The 17473-nt window shown below is 36.5% G+C and carries 17 protein-coding genes; 13 read left to right on the top strand and 4 right to left on the bottom strand.

Annotated elements, in window-relative coordinates:
* Window positions 1–7: 7 nt before the first annotated feature.
* The 7 genes from ezrA (at window position 8) to ACK1U5_RS16400 (ending at window position 8692) form a co-directional block, all read left to right on the top strand.
* The gene (gene ezrA, locus ACK1U5_RS16370) at window positions 8–1720 is read left to right on the top strand and encodes a septation ring formation regulator EzrA (protein ID WP_000377303.1); all 1713 of its coding nucleotides are present in this window, start codon (window positions 8–10) and stop codon (window positions 1718–1720) included.
* A 378-nt stretch (window positions 1721–2098) separates the two neighbouring features.
* Window positions 2099–3241 (top strand): cysteine desulfurase family protein, encoded by a 1143-nt coding sequence (locus tag ACK1U5_RS16375; RefSeq protein ID WP_000638991.1) that lies wholly within the window; start codon window positions 2099–2101, stop codon window positions 3239–3241.
* Between the two features lie 7 nt (window positions 3242–3248).
* Window positions 3249–4463 (top strand): tRNA uracil 4-sulfurtransferase ThiI, encoded by a 1215-nt coding sequence (thiI, locus tag ACK1U5_RS16380; protein WP_000922336.1) that lies wholly within the window; start codon window positions 3249–3251, stop codon window positions 4461–4463.
* 79 nt (window positions 4464–4542) lie between these two features.
* The gene (locus tag ACK1U5_RS16385; protein ID WP_000091640.1) at window positions 4543–4740 is read left to right on the top strand and encodes an alpha/beta-type small acid-soluble spore protein; all 198 of its coding nucleotides are present in this window, start codon (window positions 4543–4545) and stop codon (window positions 4738–4740) included.
* 191 nt (window positions 4741–4931) lie between these two features.
* On the top strand, window positions 4932–6518 hold the full coding sequence (mbcS, locus tag ACK1U5_RS16390; RefSeq protein ID WP_087875808.1) for an acyl-CoA synthetase MbcS: 1587 nt from the start codon (window positions 4932–4934) through the stop codon (window positions 6516–6518).
* Between the two features lie 102 nt (window positions 6519–6620).
* Window positions 6621–7052: a VOC family protein gene (locus tag ACK1U5_RS16395; RefSeq protein ID WP_000600350.1), complete on the top strand. Its 432-nt coding sequence runs from the start codon at window positions 6621–6623 to the stop codon at window positions 7050–7052.
* Between the two features lie 71 nt (window positions 7053–7123).
* A complete protein-coding gene (locus ACK1U5_RS16400) occupies window positions 7124–8692 on the top strand; it encodes an amidohydrolase (RefSeq protein ID WP_113710596.1) in 1569 nt (522 codons plus the stop codon).
* 234 nt (window positions 8693–8926) lie between these two features.
* On the opposite strand, the gene ACK1U5_RS16405 is transcribed toward ACK1U5_RS16400, so the two are convergent.
* Window positions 8927–9730 (bottom strand): NAD kinase, encoded by an 804-nt coding sequence (locus tag ACK1U5_RS16405; protein WP_000785186.1) that lies wholly within the window; start codon window positions 9728–9730, stop codon window positions 8927–8929.
* A gap of 205 nt (window positions 9731–9935) precedes the next feature.
* Between ACK1U5_RS16405 and ACK1U5_RS16410 the strand changes: the two genes are divergently transcribed.
* From ACK1U5_RS16410 to ackA, 5 genes are all read left to right on the top strand, one after another.
* Window positions 9936–10574, top strand: a complete 639-nt coding sequence (locus ACK1U5_RS16410) for a DUF2953 domain-containing protein (RefSeq protein ID WP_002101410.1) — start codon at window positions 9936–9938, stop codon at window positions 10572–10574.
* 12 nt (window positions 10575–10586) lie between these two features.
* Window positions 10587–10982: a GerW family sporulation protein gene (gene ytfJ, locus ACK1U5_RS16415; protein WP_000400935.1), complete on the top strand. Its 396-nt coding sequence runs from the start codon at window positions 10587–10589 to the stop codon at window positions 10980–10982.
* A gap of 134 nt (window positions 10983–11116) precedes the next feature.
* Window positions 11117–11617: a thiol peroxidase gene (gene tpx / locus ACK1U5_RS16420; RefSeq protein ID WP_000024529.1), complete on the top strand. Its 501-nt coding sequence runs from the start codon at window positions 11117–11119 to the stop codon at window positions 11615–11617.
* 198 nt (window positions 11618–11815) lie between these two features.
* A complete protein-coding gene (locus ACK1U5_RS16425; protein WP_113710597.1) occupies window positions 11816–12802 on the top strand; it encodes a class I SAM-dependent methyltransferase in 987 nt (328 codons plus the stop codon).
* 299 nt (window positions 12803–13101) lie between these two features.
* Window positions 13102–14295 (top strand): acetate kinase, encoded by a 1194-nt coding sequence (gene ackA, locus ACK1U5_RS16430; protein WP_000034575.1) that lies wholly within the window; start codon window positions 13102–13104, stop codon window positions 14293–14295.
* Between the two features lie 23 nt (window positions 14296–14318).
* Here ackA and ACK1U5_RS16435 read toward each other — a convergent pair whose 3' ends face one another.
* Together ACK1U5_RS16435 and ACK1U5_RS16440 are read right to left on the bottom strand one after the other, a co-directional pair.
* Entirely contained in the window at window positions 14319–14753 is a 435-nt protein-coding gene (locus ACK1U5_RS16435) for an NUDIX hydrolase (protein WP_000283468.1), read from the bottom strand.
* Window positions 14754–14822: 69 nt separating this feature from the next.
* A complete protein-coding gene (locus ACK1U5_RS16440; protein ID WP_016110791.1) occupies window positions 14823–15458 on the bottom strand; it encodes a DUF1796 family putative cysteine peptidase in 636 nt (211 codons plus the stop codon).
* A 137-nt stretch (window positions 15459–15595) separates the two neighbouring features.
* Here ACK1U5_RS16440 and ACK1U5_RS16445 point away from each other — a divergent pair, with 137 nt between their 5' ends.
* Window positions 15596–16429 carry an EcsC family protein gene (locus ACK1U5_RS16445; RefSeq protein WP_001256853.1) on the top strand — a complete coding sequence of 278 codons (834 nt, stop codon included), beginning with the start codon at window positions 15596–15598 and terminating at the stop codon, window positions 16427–16429.
* A gap of 31 nt (window positions 16430–16460) precedes the next feature.
* Here the strand turns inward: ACK1U5_RS16445 and ACK1U5_RS16450 are convergent, their stop codons facing one another.
* On the bottom strand, window positions 16461–17123 hold the full coding sequence (locus ACK1U5_RS16450) for a YitT family protein (protein ID WP_001244515.1): 663 nt from the start codon (window positions 17121–17123) through the stop codon (window positions 16461–16463).
* Window positions 17124–17473: the final 350 nt, after the last annotated feature.

Here is a 17473-nt window from a genome sequence, read left to right on the forward strand (position 1 = left end):
TTTTTGCATGGATTCTATCCTGACGATCGTTATCATTGTAGTAAGCTCTATTCTAGTGCTGCTCATGATAGAGCTTGTGATAAGAAATCGTTCATATAAAGATATTGAAGCACTGGAGCAGTGGAAACAAGAGATAAAAGATAAACCTGTGGCAGATGAATTAAAACGGGTAAAAGATTTAAACATGACGGGTCAAACAGAAGAACTGTTTGGTAAATGGCGTGAAGAATGGGATGAAATTGTATCAACAACCCTTCCGAAAGCTGACAAAGATTTAGCGCAAGCGCGAAAATTCGCCTCGCAATTCTCCTTCCGAAAAGCAAAGCATGCGATGAACGAATCCATAAGTGGTTTAGATGACGCTGATAATCGTATTACGGACATTTTAAATGAATTACAGCAATTGTTAGAAAGCCATGAGAAAAATAGCTCGGAAATTGAAGGGTTACGTGATACATATCGTAGTATGAAAAAGAGTGTTCTTGCTCATAGACATATGTATGGAGCAGCAGAGCAGAAAATCGAAGAGATGCTAGACGCTGAATCTGAGAAATTTAAAACCTTTGAAGAAGCAACAAACAATGGCGACTATTTAAAAGCGAGAGAAATTGTTATTAGTTTGGAAGAAGGTTTAGCAGATTTAGAAATCATTATTCACCAAATTCCAGATTTATTGGTAGAGTGTCAAGCGACGTTACCAGTTCAGCTGGAAGATTTATTACACGGACATAATGATATGGTAAGACAAGGTTATGTATTAGATTATTTGGAAGTCCCTAAAGAAGTTCGCGATATGACGAAACAACTACAAACATGTTTAATGGATATACAGGAGCTTCATATAACAGAAGCGGCTGAAAAAGTAGAAAACTTAAAAACACGTTTAGATGGCTTCTACGATCAATTGGAACAAGAAGTACATGCGAGACATTATGTGGAGCAAAAAACACTTTCTGTTTACGATGACTTAGAAGAAATGCGTATCGAAACGATTGAAACGAAAACAGAAACACAACTTGTGAAACAAAGCTATCAGTTACAAGATAAAGACATTGAGTCTCAAAAAGTAATTGAAAAGCAAATGCACATTTTAACGAAACGTTTTGAAATGCTACAATTACGCGTTGCAGAACAAGATATTGCCTTCTCTATTATTCGTGAGGAACTAGAAGAGGTTTATGAGCAATGTGAAACGTTAAAAGTACTTCATGCAGAATATAAAGAAATGCTGCAAGCGATGCGCAAAGAAGAATTTGAAGCACGTGAGAAGTTACAAGAAATGCGAAATACTATTTTCGAAACGAAACGCTTTATGCAAAAGTCGAATTTGCCAGGTCTTCCAGAGAGTATTATGGAAGATTTAAAAAGAGGGCAAATGGCAATGCAAGCTGTATATGAACAATTAGAAGTGAAGCCGTTAAATATGAACGCTGTAAATAGCAGTTTAGAAGAAGCATACACAACTGTGAACGGTGTAGCTGAAATGACAGAAGAGTTAATTGGACAAGCATATTTAGTGGAAAAATTAATTCAGTACGGTAACCGTTACCGTAGTCATGATGAAAACCTAGCAGAAAGTTTAAATTATGCTGAGAAATTATTCCGTGAATACCAATACGATGCAGCTCTAGAACAAGCGGCTTCAGTATTAGAGCAACTTGAACCTGGCGTTGTTCAAAAAATAGCTGAATATGTAGACAATGAACAAACCCTTTCATAAAAGGGTTTGTTTTTTTATGTAATTTTGCAGGCGATGTTGCTATAATGAATAGCGGAATACAGCAAGGTTATTCGTTTCAAAATAAAGTGAAACTGTAATCGATGGGAAGATTCATCCCCACTGATTACTAGCCTTCACCAATCGGGCATTTACGGGCAGTTAATCTCCCATCTAACTTCTTTGCTCTAACTGGATTTTGAGGTGAGAGTCTTATTGCCCGTTAACGCGGGATAAAGTGAAACTGTAATAGGAGGGCATCCTCGCCAATTATTAGCCTTCACCAATCGAGATAAAACGGAACCTTTGCGTAGTCTTAGCGTAATGACACGTATTTATGATATGATTATACGATGTGATAGCGCTGAAAGGGGAAGAACGATGATCTATTTTGATAATAGTGCGACGACTAAGCCATATCCAGAAGCTCTTCAATCGTACGTGACGGTTGCTGGGAAATATTTTGGTAATCCTTCTTCTATTCATTCGCTTGGAGGAGAGGCAGAGCGTCTATTAACACAATCAAGAACGATTGCAGCGCAGCTTCTTCGTGTTAAACCTTCTGAAATTATTTTTACATCAGGTGGAACGGAAGGAAATAACCTTGCGATTAAAGGGATAGCGATGAGGAATCGTTCGCGTGGTAAACATATCATTACAACAAATATTGAACACGCGTCTGTGTTTGAAGCATATAAGCAATTAGAAGAACTCGGGTTTGATGTAACATACTTACCGGTTAACGAGCATGGTGTTGTATCGGTAGAAGATGTGAAACGAGCGCTTCGTGAAGATACGATTCTTGTGTCAATTATTCATGTGAACAACGAAACTGGAGCAATTCAACCCGTTGCTGAAATTGGAACGTTATTATCGAATCATCCGAAAATAAGATTCCATGTAGATCATGTACAAGGGATAGGAAAAGTACCGCTTGATTTATATGCTTCTCATATTGATCTTTGCTCAATATCTGGACATAAATTCCACAGTGTAAAAGGAACAGGTCTTCTTTATGTACGCGATGGCGTAAGATTAGATCCGATTTTATCAGGTGGTCAACAAGAGCTTAAGTATCGCTCTGGTACAGAAAATTTACCTGGCATTGTAGCGATGGTGAAAGCACTTCGCATGACAATGGAACAAGTGAAAGAAAAGGTAGCTCATTTGCAAAGTTTACAAGCAGAGCTTGTTCGTTTCTTTAAAGAGATGGAAGATGTAACGATTAACACGTCGCTTGCATATGCAGCACCGCACATTTTAAATGTATCATTTGTTGGTTTAAAACCAGAAGTAGTCGTTCATGCTTTAGAAGAACACGGTGTATATGTGTCAACGAAATCTGCTTGTTCTTCAAAAGCAAATGAAGTGAGCAGAGTGTTAGTGTCAATGGGAGTGCCGCATGCAGCAGCTGCAAGCGCTATTCGTATTAGTTTGGCACCAGAAAACACAATGGAAGAAGTAAAACAATTTGAAGGTATTGTAAAAGAGACGCTGCCAAAATTATATGAAGTGATGAGGTAAAGAAATTATGTTGAAATATGAATATATTTTAGTGCGTTATGGAGAAATGACGACAAAAGGTAAGAACCGTTCTAAATTTGTAAGCACATTAAAAGATAACGTGAAGTTCAAACTGAAAAAATTCCCAAATATTAAAATCGATGCAACACATGACCGTATGTACATCCAGTTAAATGGCGAAGATCATGAAGCGGTATCTGAAAGATTGAAAGATGTATTTGGCATTCATAAATTTAACTTAGCGATGAAAGTACCATCAGAATTAGAAGACATTAAAGAAGGTGCATTAGCAGCTTTCTTACAAGTAAAAGGCGATGTGAAAACATTTAAAATTACTGTACACCGTTCTTATAAGCATTTCCCAATGAGAACGATGGAATTATTACCTGAGATTGGTGGACACATTCTAGAAAATACAGAAGATATTACTGTAGATGTTCATAATCCAGATGTAAATGTACGTGTAGAAATTCGCAGTGGTTATAGCTACATTATGTGTGATGAGCGTATGGGAGCTGGCGGTTTACCAGTTGGCGTTGGCGGAAAAGTAATGGTACTTCTTTCTGGTGGTATTGATAGCCCAGTAGCAGCTTACTTAACGATGAAACGCGGCGTATCTGTGGAAGCAGTTCACTTCCATAGTCCACCTTTCACAAGTGAGCGTGCAAAACAAAAAGTAATCGATTTAGCGCAAGAGTTAACGAAGTATTGTAAACGAGTAACGCTTCACCTTGTTCCGTTTACAGAAGTGCAAAAAACGATTAATAAAGAAATCCCATCTAGCTATTCAATGACGGTTATGCGCCGTATGATGATGCGTATTACAGAACGTATTGCTGAGGAGCGTAACGCACTTGCAATTACGACTGGTGAAAGTCTTGGGCAAGTAGCAAGCCAAACGTTAGATAGTATGCATACGATTAACGAAGTAACAAACTACCCAGTTATTCGTCCGCTTATTACGATGGATAAATTAGAGATTATTAAAATCGCTGAAGAAATCGGCACGTATGATATTTCAATTCGTCCATATGAAGATTGCTGTACTGTATTTACACCAGCAAGCCCAGCGACGAAGCCGAAACGTGAAAAAGCAAATCGTTTTGAAGCGAAATACGATTTCACACCATTAATCGATGAAGCTGTAGCGAACAAAGAAACAATGGTATTACAAACGATAGAAGTAGTGGCGGAAGAAGAAAAATTTGAAGAACTTTTCTAAACCATAAATTACCATATCTAAAACGTGTATGAAGTCATGTTATTTATCACACTCTATACTCACAAGGAGGTGATATAACATGTCACGTAGCACAAATAAATTAGCGGTTCCTGGTGCTGAATCAGCATTAGACCAAATGAAATACGAAATCGCTCAAGAGTTTGGTGTTCAACTTGGAGCTGATGCAACAGCTCGCGCTAACGGTTCTGTTGGTGGTGAAATCACTAAACGTCTAGTTTCACTAGCTGAGCAACAATTAGGCGGTTACCAAAAATAATCCCATATGATGGCTTAGAAAGAGCGGGTTCTCCCGCTCTTTCTTTTTTGTGTTGCCATTTGTCGGTAAGTTGATGTAATTTCGTTTACTAATTCGACAGAACTGAAAAATTTGTCAAAAGAAGAGGGTTCAAAATTAACAGAAAATTCTTTATTATATAAAGGAGGCATAAAGAAAAGGGAGGATATTTTATGAAGCGAGAAGAATTGTTGGCGCCACCGTCTTATAATTTAGTTTCTGAAATAGAGAAATATACGGGTGATAAAGGGAAATTAGCTTTAATTTGGCAAGATGATAAAGGGAATCGAAGGGAAGTTACATACGCTGAATTAATGCAAGGTGCGAATAAAATTGGAAACGCTTTTATAAAAAGTGGTTTGCAAAAAGGGGACAAGCTTCTCATTATGATGCCGCGTTTAATTGAAGCGTACATGACGTATATTGCTGCTATTAAAGCAGGATTTGTCGTAATTCCAAGCTCGGAAATGTTACGTAAAAAAGATATAGAATATCGAATTGGACATGGAGAAGTAAAAGCGATAGTAAGCTATGAGCCGTATATTAGGCAGTTTGATGATATAGAAGCGATGGAATCTCTTCGAAAATTTGTCCTGAGCGAGCAGTCAGTAGATGGATGGATTAATTTAAAAACAGCGTTAGAAATAGAGAGTGACAGGTTAGAAATGGCGAAGACAGATAAAGAAGATATGGTCTTTTTATCTTACACGTCAGGAACGACAGGAAATCCAAAAGGTGTCGTTCATACACATGCGTGGGCATACGCTCATTTACGTACGAGCGCTCCAAATTGGCTCGGAATTGAAGAGAATGATATTGTATGGGCAACAGCTAGTCCAGGCTGGCAAAAGTGGATTTGGAGCCCGTTTTTAGCAACGCTAGGATCAGGGGCAACAGGGTTTGTATATCACGGTAAGTTTGAACCGGAAACGTACCTGAACTTATTAGACGATAATAAGGTGAATGTACTTTGTTGTACACCGACTGAGTATAGATTAATGGCAAAGGTAGAAGATTTAAGCCAGTACAATTTAGAGGCGTTACATAGCGCTGTATCCGCAGGTGAGCCGTTAAATAGAGAAGTCATTGGAACGTTCCAAAAGCACTTTCATATTACAGTAAGAGACGGCTATGGGCAAACGGAAAATACATTACTTGTTGGTGTAATGAAAGGGATGGATATTAGACCAGGATCAATGGGGAAACCAACGCCAGGTAACCACGTCGATATCGTAAATGAGGAAGGTACTCCGGTTAAAGTAGGTGAAGTTGGTGATATTGCAGTTCACATTGAAACGCCGGCCCTCTTTAAACAATATTACAAAGATGATGAACGTACAGCGATGCAATTCCGCGGTGATTATTATATTACAGGTGATAAAGCGAAGAAAGATGAAGACGGCTACTTCTGGTTTGAAGGGCGCGGTGATGATATCATTATTAGCTCTGGTTATACAATCGGGCCGTTTGAAGTAGAGGATGCACTTGTAAAACATCCTTACGTAAGAGAATGTGCAGTTGTCGCAAGTCCTGATGAAATTCGTGGAAGTGTCGTGAAGGCATTTATCGTATTAAGAGAGAATATAGAAAAGAACGAAGAAACATTAATTCCAACACTCCAACAACACGTCAAAGAACTCACTGCACCATATAAATACCCTCGCAAAATTGAATTTGTAGATGAACTACCAAAAACGATTTCTGGAAAAATTCGCCGTATTGAACTTAGAAAACAAGAGATGGAGATTCCGTCAAAATAATTTTGAAAACAGTGAAGTAAATAGTTGAATGAAATGCAAAACAATGATAATATAAAAACGAACACAAGTTCGATTTCATAAACTTAAAAAAGAGGTGTCCGTATGATTTTAGGTATTAATCCGTACTTAGTTTTAGATGGTAGTGGGCAAGAAGCTGTACAGTTTTATAAAGAGGCTTTAGATGCAAAAGTAGAAGTCATGCAAACTTTTGGTGACATGCCTGAAAATCCAGAATACCCGATTCCAGCTGAAGCGAAAGAGCGCGTTTTACACGCTACTTTAAAAGTTGGTAATACGGATCTTATGATTTCTGATACATTCCCAGGTCAAGGACATGCAATCGGATCTCAAGTAACAATCGCAATTCAAATTAGTAATGCAGAAAAAGCAAAAGAAGTATTCGATAAGTTACAAGAAGGTGGAGAAGTTATCATGCCACTTCAAGAAACATTCTGGAGCCCAGCATACGGACAAGTAAAAGATAAATTTAATATTGAATGGCAAGTTACAACGTCTACTACTGAACAAAAGTAATTTTTAGAAAAGCACCATGTTTTGAAATGGTGCTTTTTTTTATACAATAAAAAATAAAGGAGATGGGATATATGGGAGAAATTTGGTATGGCGGCACCATTTACACAATGAGAGAAGAAAATGAAAAAGTGGAAGCTGTTTACGTTGAAAACGGCATAATTGTTGATGCTGGTAATAAGGGAGAATTAGAAAGCAGATATTCAAACGTAAAGTTACATGACCTAAAAGGAAAAACAATGATCCCAGGTCTCGTTGATAGCCATATGCATCTTATTGGGCATGGAGAGAGATTACTCCGTCTAGATTTATCAAATTGTACATCTTATAGCGAAGTACTGGCTCTTGTTCATAAGCGAGTAGAAGAAGCTCCAAAGGGCTCTTGGATTATTGGAGAAGGATGGAATGAAAATAACTTTACAGATACGAAAGATGTTCACGCGCGTAATTTAGATGAAATTTCGAAAGACCATCCTATTTTATTAAAGAGAGTTTGTCGTCACGTTACATGGGTGAATTCATACATACTGCAAGAAGCGAATATAACAGAAGCGACAGAAGATCCAAAAGGCGGGAAAATTGGCAGAGATTCATCAAATAAGTTAACAGGACTTTTATATGAACAAGGGCAAGAATTAATTAAACATGTTCAGCCAGAAATTGATGAAGCTTATTTACAAAGAGCTCTGCAAACAGCGATTAAAGATTGCTGGAAATACGGACTTGTTGGCGGGCATACGGAAGATTTAAATTATTATGGTGGTTTTAGAAAAACGCATAATGCGTTTTCTCATGTGATAAAAGAAATGCCATTTAAAGCCCATTTGCTCGTTCACCATGAAGTAGCACATGAACGAAAAGAATATGAAAATGAACATTATATTGAATTTGGGGCAATGAAAATTTTTTCTGACGGTTCTTTTGGCGGAAGAACAGCATTATTAAGTGAACCGTATGAAGATGCGAAGGAAACGAATGGGGTTGCGATTTTCTCATGTGAAGAACTTGCAGAATTAGTGAAGAAAGCACGAGATTTACATATGCCAGTTGCGATTCATACTATCGGTGATTTATCGCTTGAATATGTCATTGATGCACTCGAATTATATCCACCAGCAAAAGGGTTACGTGACCGCATTATTCATTGTCAGCTTGCTCGTGAGGAGTTAATTGAAAGAATGAAAAACTTGCAAGTCATTATAGATATACAGCCAGTCTTTCTTTCATCAGATTTTCCGTCAGTCATTGAAAAACTAGGAGAGCGCCGTCTTCGTTATGCGTATGCTTGGAAGACATTACTGGAAGCAGGGCTACATTGTAATGGTGGCTCAGATGCCCCCATTGAACAAGTAAATCCGTTTCTAGGTATATATAGCGCTGTTACACGTAGAAGTTTTATTGACGGTGTATGCTATATGCCTGAGGAAAGATTAACGGTATATGAGGCTGTTTCTTTATTTACAACAGGAAGTGCCTATGCAATTGGAAAAGAAGCGAAGCGAGGGCAAATTACAAAAGGATATGAAGCAGACTTTACAATATTAGACCGCAATATGTTTGAAATTGAGGCAGAAGAAATAAAAGAAGTAGAAGCAGAAATGACCGTAATAGATGGCCAAGTTGTCTATAGAAAAGATGCGTAAAAATATATGAGCGATTTTCGGAATATATCGACTGTAACTCGAAATATATAAGCGATTATTGAAATATATCTATCGTAACTCGAAATATATGAGCGATTATTAAAATATATCGAATTACCGACAAAAACTGACAAGAATAACGGGTGGATAGTAAGAGAGTATTGTCCGCGCCAATCGGGGTAAATAAATAACCGCAGAATTATGGAATTCCATAATTCTGCGGTTATTTTAATCCTATAAAAACGTTCTCTGTACTTTTTCCCAGAAAGAATTGTTTTTTAATTTAACTGTTTTAATTTGTTTATCGCTTAAGCGTACAACAGCTTTTTCCACTTGTTTAATGCTAAGCGCTTCGTTATCCATGCCGATAACAGGATAATCGTTACCGTCTGGTCTTAGTTTTAAAGTTAATGTACGTTCGTGATTTAAAATGAAAGGTGAACCGAGCGTACGGTAAGTGTTGTTGTTTAAAGATGCTAGTTCGCTTACTTGGAAACATGGAATAAGTGGGTCAACAACTGCGCCATGCAATGATTTATTGTAAGCAGTACTTCCTGTTGGGGTAGAAACTACTAAACCGTCACCTCTAAATGTTTCGAAATATAAATCATCAACGTGAACATCTACAACGAATGTTTTTATAATACTAGAACGTAATGAGAACTCATTTAAACAATGGAAAGATGTACTGTGATCTACATCTACCTGAATTGTTGGATATTTACGCACTTCAATTTCATTTTTTGTAATTTCTTGAAGGGCTGTATCAACGTGATCAATATGGAAATCGCAGTAGAACGAAGTTTCATCTTTCGTAGAAATCCCTGCGTATAAGCAATCTTCCCTAAAACCAGTTTTACGAACGGCTTGTAAGAAGGTTGCATCATCTCCAACACTGACGATAGCGTTTGCATTTTTTGGATGATCTAATATGGTAAATCCATTCTCTTCTAAAATACGATAGATTGGTTTCATTTTTTCAACGAGCGTTGCTTTGTCATCACCATAAAAGAAAAATAAATTGCGACGATCTGCCATTATGTATCCCTCCACTGCAGTTAAATTTTCTGTTTTTCGTGCTACATATCATTAGAGTCCGTTCCCTGATGATATGTTCAAATAATATATTTCGATATAAAATGTCAAAATACCTTTTTATTTTTAGAAAAATTTTTATATTCAATCTTATAGAACTCTGTTTAATGATGAATAAAGTTGTCGATAATGGGTACGGAGTGAAAGGATGATACGTATGAAGTGGCTCGTAATTGGAATAATAATTCTTCTTCTTTTTATTTTGTTTATACTATTGTCAAAAATAAAGCTTAAGGTGACATTTTTATATTCAGAAATGGAAAAGAAATGTTTGCTTCAAGTGAAAATATGGATGATTCGATATACATTTGATGTGTTGGAAAGAATTGAAAAACAGCAGAAAAAGACAGGACAGAAAATCGAAAAAGCTGAAGAGGACGGCGGACTCGATAATAAAATTATGGCGCAACTTGACAGCATTGGTGAACTGATAAAAAAGCTTCAAGAAGTTCATACTATTGTTAAAGATTTTCTCAAACGAGTGAAAATCAATGGTTGGAAATGGCATACACAAATTGGAGCAGGCGACGCAGCTAGTACTGGAATTGTCACTGGATATGCATGGGGGACAAAAGGTATGGCTGCTGGAGTTGTCGGACAATATATGCATATTGTCGACGTACCAGAATTTGAAATTACCCCAGTTTTTCAAGGAAAAGGATTTGCATCAAGATGTGAGTTAACAGCATCTTTTCGTATATTCCGCACTATAAAAACAGCGGTGAAATTGCTCATATTTATGAGGAAGCAAAGATCTGGTATGACAGAAAAATCTGTTCAAGCATAGGGGGGATATAGAATGGAACATCCAATTCAAGGTTTAATGACAACAGCAATGCAGCATTTAAAACAAATGACTGATGTAAATACAATTGTTGGTGACCCAATTAAAGCGGCAGATGGAAGTGTAATTCTTACTGTTTCGAAAGTAAGTTTCGGATTTGCTGCTGGTGGAAGTGAATTTGGTAAAGTAGAACATTCAGGCCGCCATCCATTTGGCGGGGGAAGTGGTGGGGGAGTTTCTATTAATCCTGTTGCTTTTCTTGTTATAAATGGAGATGGTGTGAAAGTATTGCACTTAGATAAACAAACACATGTCATCGATAAAATAATTGAATTAGCGCCACAAGCTGTTGATAAAGTGAAAGAAATGATGGATAAACGAAAAGAAGATGATCCTGAATTTCAAATTTAACGAATAAAGAAGCTAATCAATAGGTTAGCTTCTTTAATTTTTTTGTAAATAAAGCGATTTTATTTGCATTATCGATAGGGACAAACTATCATTTACATTGTACATATTTTGTTTAAATAAGGGAGGATTTTCAAGTGGCAAACGTAACTTTTAAAGGTAATCCAATGACTTTAGTTGGAACAGAAGTTAAAGTTGGCGATCAAGCGCCAAACTTCCAAGTATTAGCAAACGACTTATCTCCAGTAAGTTTAGAAACATACAAAGGCGAAGTGAAATTAATTAGTGTTGTACCTTCAATCGACACAGGTGTGTGTGATGCACAAACACGTCGTTTTAACCAAGATGCAGCAGGTATTGAAAACGCAAAAGTATTAACAATTAGCGCTGATTTACCATTCGCTCAAAAACGCTGGTGTGCAGCAAACGGTTTAGAAAATGTTGTAACACTTTCTGACCACCGCGACCTTTCATTCGGTGAAGCTTACGGCTTAGTAATGAAAGAACTTCGTTTACTTGCTCGTGCAGTATTCGTAGTAGATAGCAATGACAAAGTAGTTTACGTAGAATACGTAAGCGAAGGTACAAGCCATCCAAACTATGAAGCAGCATTAGAAGCAGCTAAATCTGCGAAGTAATGTGAAGAAAATGACCTCTTATAAAGAGGTCGTTTTTTCTCATATATTGCTCTGTAACGGCATCGATATATGAGAAAAAACGTTATATCATATATAACTAAAGGGGAGCTCTTTACAGGAGGTCGCTTTTTCTTTTTGGAAAAAATCACTTTGTGGTATGATATAAGTTATGTGTAAAAGAGAGAAGGAGGAATGTACGTGAGTCAGACAGTAGAAACATTATTTTCTATTTTTGATTCTTCTGCGGTAGTTTTACGTAAAGAATTAGATGTAACATATTTAGAGGCGCTTGTAGAAACAGGTGATAACTTGTTTGAGGGAGCGATTTTACAAGAAGAATTATCCGAATCAGCAATTGAAAGGCTGAATCGTGAATATAGTACGTTTAATGAAGAAACATATAAAGGTGAAGAAATTCGTAAAGCATTTCAGTTAGCCATCTTAAAAGGAATGAAAGAAGGCGTACAAGCGAATCATGAAATGACACCTGATGCAGTTGGTATGTTTATGAGTTATTTATTCCATAAATTTATGCAAGGGCAAAATGAAATTACAGTTTTAGATCCTGCAATTGGAACAGGTAACTTAATGACTACAGTGTTTAATAGCGCCAAAGAAGGACTAACAATGAGTGGATTTGGTGTAGAAGTGGATGAAGTGCTAATTAAACTTGCTTTAGTAAATGCAAATTTACAAAAGCATGCAATCGAATTCTTCCATCAAGATGGACTAGCACCACTTTATATCGATCCAGTTGATGCAGTCGTTTCAGACTTGCCAGTTGGTTATTATCCAAACGAAATCGGTGCAAGTGAATATAAATTAAAAGCAGATGAAGGAATGTCATATGCCCATCACTTATTTATTGAACAAAGTGTGAAACATACGAAAGAGGGCGGGTACTTATTCTTCTTAGTACCAAACTTCATTTTTGAAAGTGACCAAGCACCAAAATTCCATGCATTTATTAAAGAAACATGCTTTATTCAAGGGTTATTACAGCTTCCTGTTTCCATGTTTAAAAACGAGAAAAATGCAAAAAGTATATTTGTTCTCCAAAAGAAAGGCGCTAATGTAACAATGCCAAAACAGGCGTTATTAGTGGAGTTGCCTAAATTCTCTAACATGAAGGCGATGGAAGACATTATGGATCAATTAAATACTTGGTTTGCAACACATAAATAAAGCTAGGTATATGTAACAGCATTAGTGATTTATGTAGTACAGTTTTATATAATATGTCATATTTTTAAATATATACAAGATTTAACTGAATTTTTTTGAAATCTGTAATATATATTTTTTCTTGGTGTTACAATTTTTTCACTTGAAATATATGTCGGACGATGTTTAAATTAAAATCGTGAGTATAAAATTTGCTAATGATGAAACGTTTTCATATTTAGTGAATTTGATCAGATAAAATCGAGCGGTTTGTGGAAACATCCACACAACTACCAAGAGAAAAAGGGGCGAAAGACTAGATGTCAAAAATCATCGCGATTAACGCAGGAAGCTCTTCCTTAAAATTCCAATTATTTGAAATGCCAAGTGAAACAGTATTAACAAAAGGTTTAGTAGAACGTATCGGTTTAGAAGATAGTATCTTCACTATTACTGTAGATGGCGAAAAACAAAAAGAAATTACAAACATTCCAGATCACGCAGTAGCAGTTAATATGCTTCTTAAAAAGTTAACTGAAAACGGAATCGTTAAATCTCTAGATGAGATTGGCGGTATCGGTCACCGTGTTGTTCACGGCGGCGAAAAATTTGCTGACTCTGTTTTAATTACTGATGAAGTATTAGCTGATATCGAAGAATTAAGCGATTTAGCACCACTTCATAACCCAGCAAACGTTGTTGGTATTAAAGCATTCCAAGAAGTATTACCAAACGTACCAGCAGTAGCAGTATTCGATACAGCATTCCACCAAACAATGCCGGAATCTGCATTCCTATACAGCTTACCATATGAGTACTATGAAAAATTCGGCATCCGTAAATACGGTTTCCACGGAACTTCTCATAAATATGTAACTGAGCGTGCGGCTGAATTATTAGGTCGTCCAATTGAAAGCTTAAGCTTACTTTCTTGTCACTTAGGTAACGGTGCAAGTATCGCAGCAGTAGAAGGCGGTAAATCTATTGATACTTCTATGGGCTTCACTCCACTTGCTGGTGTAACAATGGGTACACGTTCTGGTAACCTTGACCCTGCGTTAATTCCATACATCATGGAAAAAACAGGCCAAACAGTAGAAGAAGTAGTTAACGTATTAAACAAGAAGAGTGGTATGTTAGGTCTTACTGGTTACTCTAGTGACCTACGTGACATCATTGCGAAAGAAGAAGAAGGCGACCACCGTGCGAAAGTAGCACTTGATGTATTCGTAAGCCGTATCCACAAATACATCGGTTCTTACACTGCTCGTATGAAAGGTGTAGACGCAATCATCTTCACAGCTGGTGTAGGTGAAAACAGTGCGATTATTCGTGAGCGCGTATTAGAAGGCCTTGAGTACATGGGCGTATACTTCGATGCAAAACGTAATAACGTATTCGGTGAAGAAGCATTCATCAGCTTCCCACACTCTCCAGTAAAAATTATCGTAATTCCAACTGACGAAGAAGTTATGATTGCTCGTGACGTACTACGTCTTGGAGATATTGGTTAATATATGAAAAAAAAGACGAGATCCTATAGGATTTCGTCTTTTTTCTTTTGGATGTATTTTAAAACTCCATCCGGATATAATATTTTTTCTTTCTGAATGAATGCCGTAATAGGAATCCATTTCGCATATGCTACTGTTTCCTCATCTTGTATATTTAATATTTTCATTTCATATAGTGACGTGTCTAATAAACGCAAAGAATATAGTTGAATAATTTCATGACCAATGTCTCCATCTAGATGAAAGACATTTTCTAAACAACCTAAATAATTGGTGATTTCCACTTCTGTATGAAGCTCTTCCCTAAATTCACGAATAACGGTATGTGCTGATTGTTCACCAAGTTCAATTGAACCACCAAGAGGTCGGTAAAATGTTTCATCGGCTGAATGATATTCTTGTACGAGAAGACGCCCGTGATGTATAGCAATGCCAAAAGCCTTTGCACGTGGATACATATACAATCACTCCTTATTTTTTTGTATAAGGAAGATTATAATATGTTTTGTAGTAAAGGTGTCATGTATTTAAGAATGTGGTCTAATCGTAATTCCATCAAATAAGTCTTTCCAAAATGCTTCATTGTATTGGTATACATCCATAATAGGACATTTCATAACGCAAACACGTTGTAATCCCCAATCTTCTTGGGTGATAGTTGGTATATCGGCAGGAATTAGTAACAGGACAGAGAATGTATGTGTAACGATTTGAGATAAAATTTTTTCTAGGGAACATGCTTCTTCATATGTTCCTCCAGTTCGAATAAATAATATGGATTCTGCCGTTTCGATTGTAGCTAGAAAACGATTAATACGATGTTCATAATTTAACTTAATTTCTGTATAAGAAGGCCAAGAAGTTGGTGTGTTTACATCTGTTTTAAAGTCATGACAGGAGTCAATTTCATAAAGGTTGTCCCTTAATCTTAATTTTGCATCATCATCCCAAAATGAGATGAAGGATAAATTTTCGAAATTTAAAAAGCGGTCAAATCGATTTTGTAATAATACATTCACTTTTTCTAATGAGGGGCTTAGCATAAAATCAATAACGCCAAAAAATGGTGATAATTCTAATTGATATAATGCCCAAGCAGGCCAGCAGTTTTGTCCTAAGCTGAATACCGCATTATATTCTTTTTTTATATCGGATAGATTCATGTGATTTATCTCATCCTTTTTGTTAATATTTTATGCCATTCAAAAATGGTATGTGAATAAAGATAGACAAGCATATTTGCAAAGAATAAGCAGAAATATGTTACAATAGAAAAAAATCGAACGAGGTGGTTGTTACGATGCGATCGAAGCGAGAACAAGCCATTTTAGACAATATAAAAGAATGGGAAGCGCAATTAGTTGAGCAAGAAGCGACCGATTTTCAAAAAGTGTTTGATAAATGGTTACATACTACAGTTGCGAAATTACCTGAGAAAAAGCGAAAAGAATTCTTCACGAAAGCAGATGGATGGCTCTTTCATTTGCATGCATTTATTCAAAGTTCACAAGCACAGTTAGATGCACGTAATCGGATTTTAGGAACATCAAGATTATTTGATGAATCGATTGAACAGCTTGAAGATTTGAAAGCATTATCTATTGATCAATTAACATACATAGCAGAGCAGCAAACAGCACGTCATCGTCTATATTCATTTGTACAAGGCGGGGCAACAGGTGCTGGAGGTTTATTATTATTAACGGCGGATTTTCCGGTTATGATCGCATTAAATGTGAAGGCAGTTCAACTTATTGCAACATCATTTGGACATGATGTGAACAAGCCGTATGAAATGATGCTTGCGTTAAAGGTGTTTCATGCGTCATTACTACCAGGAAGACTTCAGCAATACGCATGGTACAATTTATTGCAAGAGCTGGAGCAAGAAGATTCGTTCTTCTACGAAGGAGACGAAGCAGTGCTACAAACAGCTTCTACTGAGGTTGTGTTAAAACAAATTTTGAAGACATTTTCGATTTATGCTCTTCGTCGTAAATTATTCCAAGGTATACCGGTAATTGGAATGGCAATTGGATCTACAGTGAATTATCGTTTAACAAGAAACGTTACTGAATTTGCAAATAGATTTTATCAAGTGCGCCATATAGTCGAGAAAGAAAAAAGAGCATAAAAAAAGCGAGAGGCCGAAGCCTTTCGCTTTTTTAATTTGTTGCATGTTTTTTAGACATTGGAACAGATACTGGCTGCTTTTCTGCTGTTTTTTCTGTTTTTGGATAATAAATTAAATCCAATGTTTTTGCCTGTACGGCAATCGAAAGAATAGTAAAAGCAATTTCTGTCCAATTTAAATAATATAATGAAAGCGCAAGAACAATCGCGTCAAAGACGAAGAAAATTTGCCCAATTGTAAAACGAGTTCGTTTACTTAATACAATTGTTAAAATATCGTCTCCACCGGTTGCACCGCCAAATCGCAATATAAAACCGAGTCCAATACCAGCTAACGCACCGCCAACTACTGCAGCTATAAATAAGTTATTTGATAAATCTACCGTAAATGGAGAATAATTTTCCATAAAGGAATAAAATACTCCGAATGAAATTGAACCTAGGAATGAATAGCCAACCATTTTTCTACCTAAAAATGAAGCACACAGTAAAATAATTGGGATATCCATTAATACAGTTGAAATAGATGGTGAAATATCATAAAAGTTTTGAATGAATAGTGCAATTCCTACAAAGCCACCTTCTGTTAAGTGGTTTTGGAAGTGAATGTGATATAGCGCTGCTGCTAAAATAAATGAACCGATTAAAACCATAAAAATTTCTTTAATAATTTGCCGACTTTGGATGTTCCTCATCGTTATTCCTTCTTTCCGTAGTTAGTAGTCCTTTTTGTGTTGTAAACTAACTACGAGCTCACATGTAGCTTTCAGTTAGTTTACGAAAAAACTAACTACGCTATATGTCGCTGAAGAAATAACGAATAATCCTCTCGTCCATCAATTCTCCCTACCTTCGTTTTAGTTTAAGTCTTAAAACGACTAAACAAAACGTGGAGTAGGATTCTTCATTTAGCAATCCTGCTCTTCTTTGTTTTGTTTAGTTAGTAACAATTAAGCCCTAAACAAAACGCTATGTGTAAGAAGAGTCTTTTTTTTGCCAAATTATCCTTCGGGCAATCATAATTTCCCCACTCTCGTATTTTTTT

This window comes from Bacillus sp. XB1 (genome assembly GCF_053557995.1).

Excerpts from the sequence above, each read along its gene's own strand:
- ACK1U5_RS16385 (WP_000091640.1), top strand. The coding sequence starts at position 4,543 with ATGTCACGTAGCACAAATAAATTAGCGGTTCCTGGTGCTGAATCAGCA.
- ACK1U5_RS16400 (WP_113710596.1), top strand. The coding sequence starts at position 7,124 with ATGGGAGAAATTTGGTATGGCGGCACCATTTACACAATGAGAGAAGAA.
- mbcS (WP_087875808.1), top strand. The coding sequence starts at position 4,932 with ATGAAGCGAGAAGAATTGTTGGCGCCACCGTCTTATAATTTAGTTTCT.
- ackA (WP_000034575.1), top strand. The coding sequence starts at position 13,102 with ATGTCAAAAATCATCGCGATTAACGCAGGAAGCTCTTCCTTAAAATTC.
- ACK1U5_RS16395 (WP_000600350.1), top strand. The coding sequence starts at position 6,621 with ATGATTTTAGGTATTAATCCGTACTTAGTTTTAGATGGTAGTGGGCAA.
- ACK1U5_RS16375 (WP_000638991.1), top strand. The coding sequence starts at position 2,099 with ATGATCTATTTTGATAATAGTGCGACGACTAAGCCATATCCAGAAGCT.
- ACK1U5_RS16405 (WP_000785186.1), bottom strand. The coding sequence starts at position 9,730 with ATGGCAGATCGTCGCAATTTATTTTTCTTTTATGGTGATGACAAAGCA.
- ezrA (WP_000377303.1), top strand. The coding sequence starts at position 8 with ATGGATTCTATCCTGACGATCGTTATCATTGTAGTAAGCTCTATTCTA.
- ACK1U5_RS16440 (WP_016110791.1), bottom strand. The coding sequence starts at position 15,458 with ATGAATCTATCCGATATAAAAAAAGAATATAATGCGGTATTCAGCTTA.
- ACK1U5_RS16410 (WP_002101410.1), top strand. The coding sequence starts at position 9,936 with ATGATACGTATGAAGTGGCTCGTAATTGGAATAATAATTCTTCTTCTT.
- thiI (WP_000922336.1), top strand. The coding sequence starts at position 3,249 with ATGTTGAAATATGAATATATTTTAGTGCGTTATGGAGAAATGACGACA.
- ytfJ (WP_000400935.1), top strand. The coding sequence starts at position 10,587 with ATGGAACATCCAATTCAAGGTTTAATGACAACAGCAATGCAGCATTTA.
- ACK1U5_RS16450 (WP_001244515.1), bottom strand. The coding sequence starts at position 17,123 with ATGAGGAACATCCAAAGTCGGCAAATTATTAAAGAAATTTTTATGGTT.
- ACK1U5_RS16435 (WP_000283468.1), bottom strand. The coding sequence starts at position 14,753 with ATGTATCCACGTGCAAAGGCTTTTGGCATTGCTATACATCACGGGCGT.
- ACK1U5_RS16445 (WP_001256853.1), top strand. The coding sequence starts at position 15,596 with ATGCGATCGAAGCGAGAACAAGCCATTTTAGACAATATAAAAGAATGG.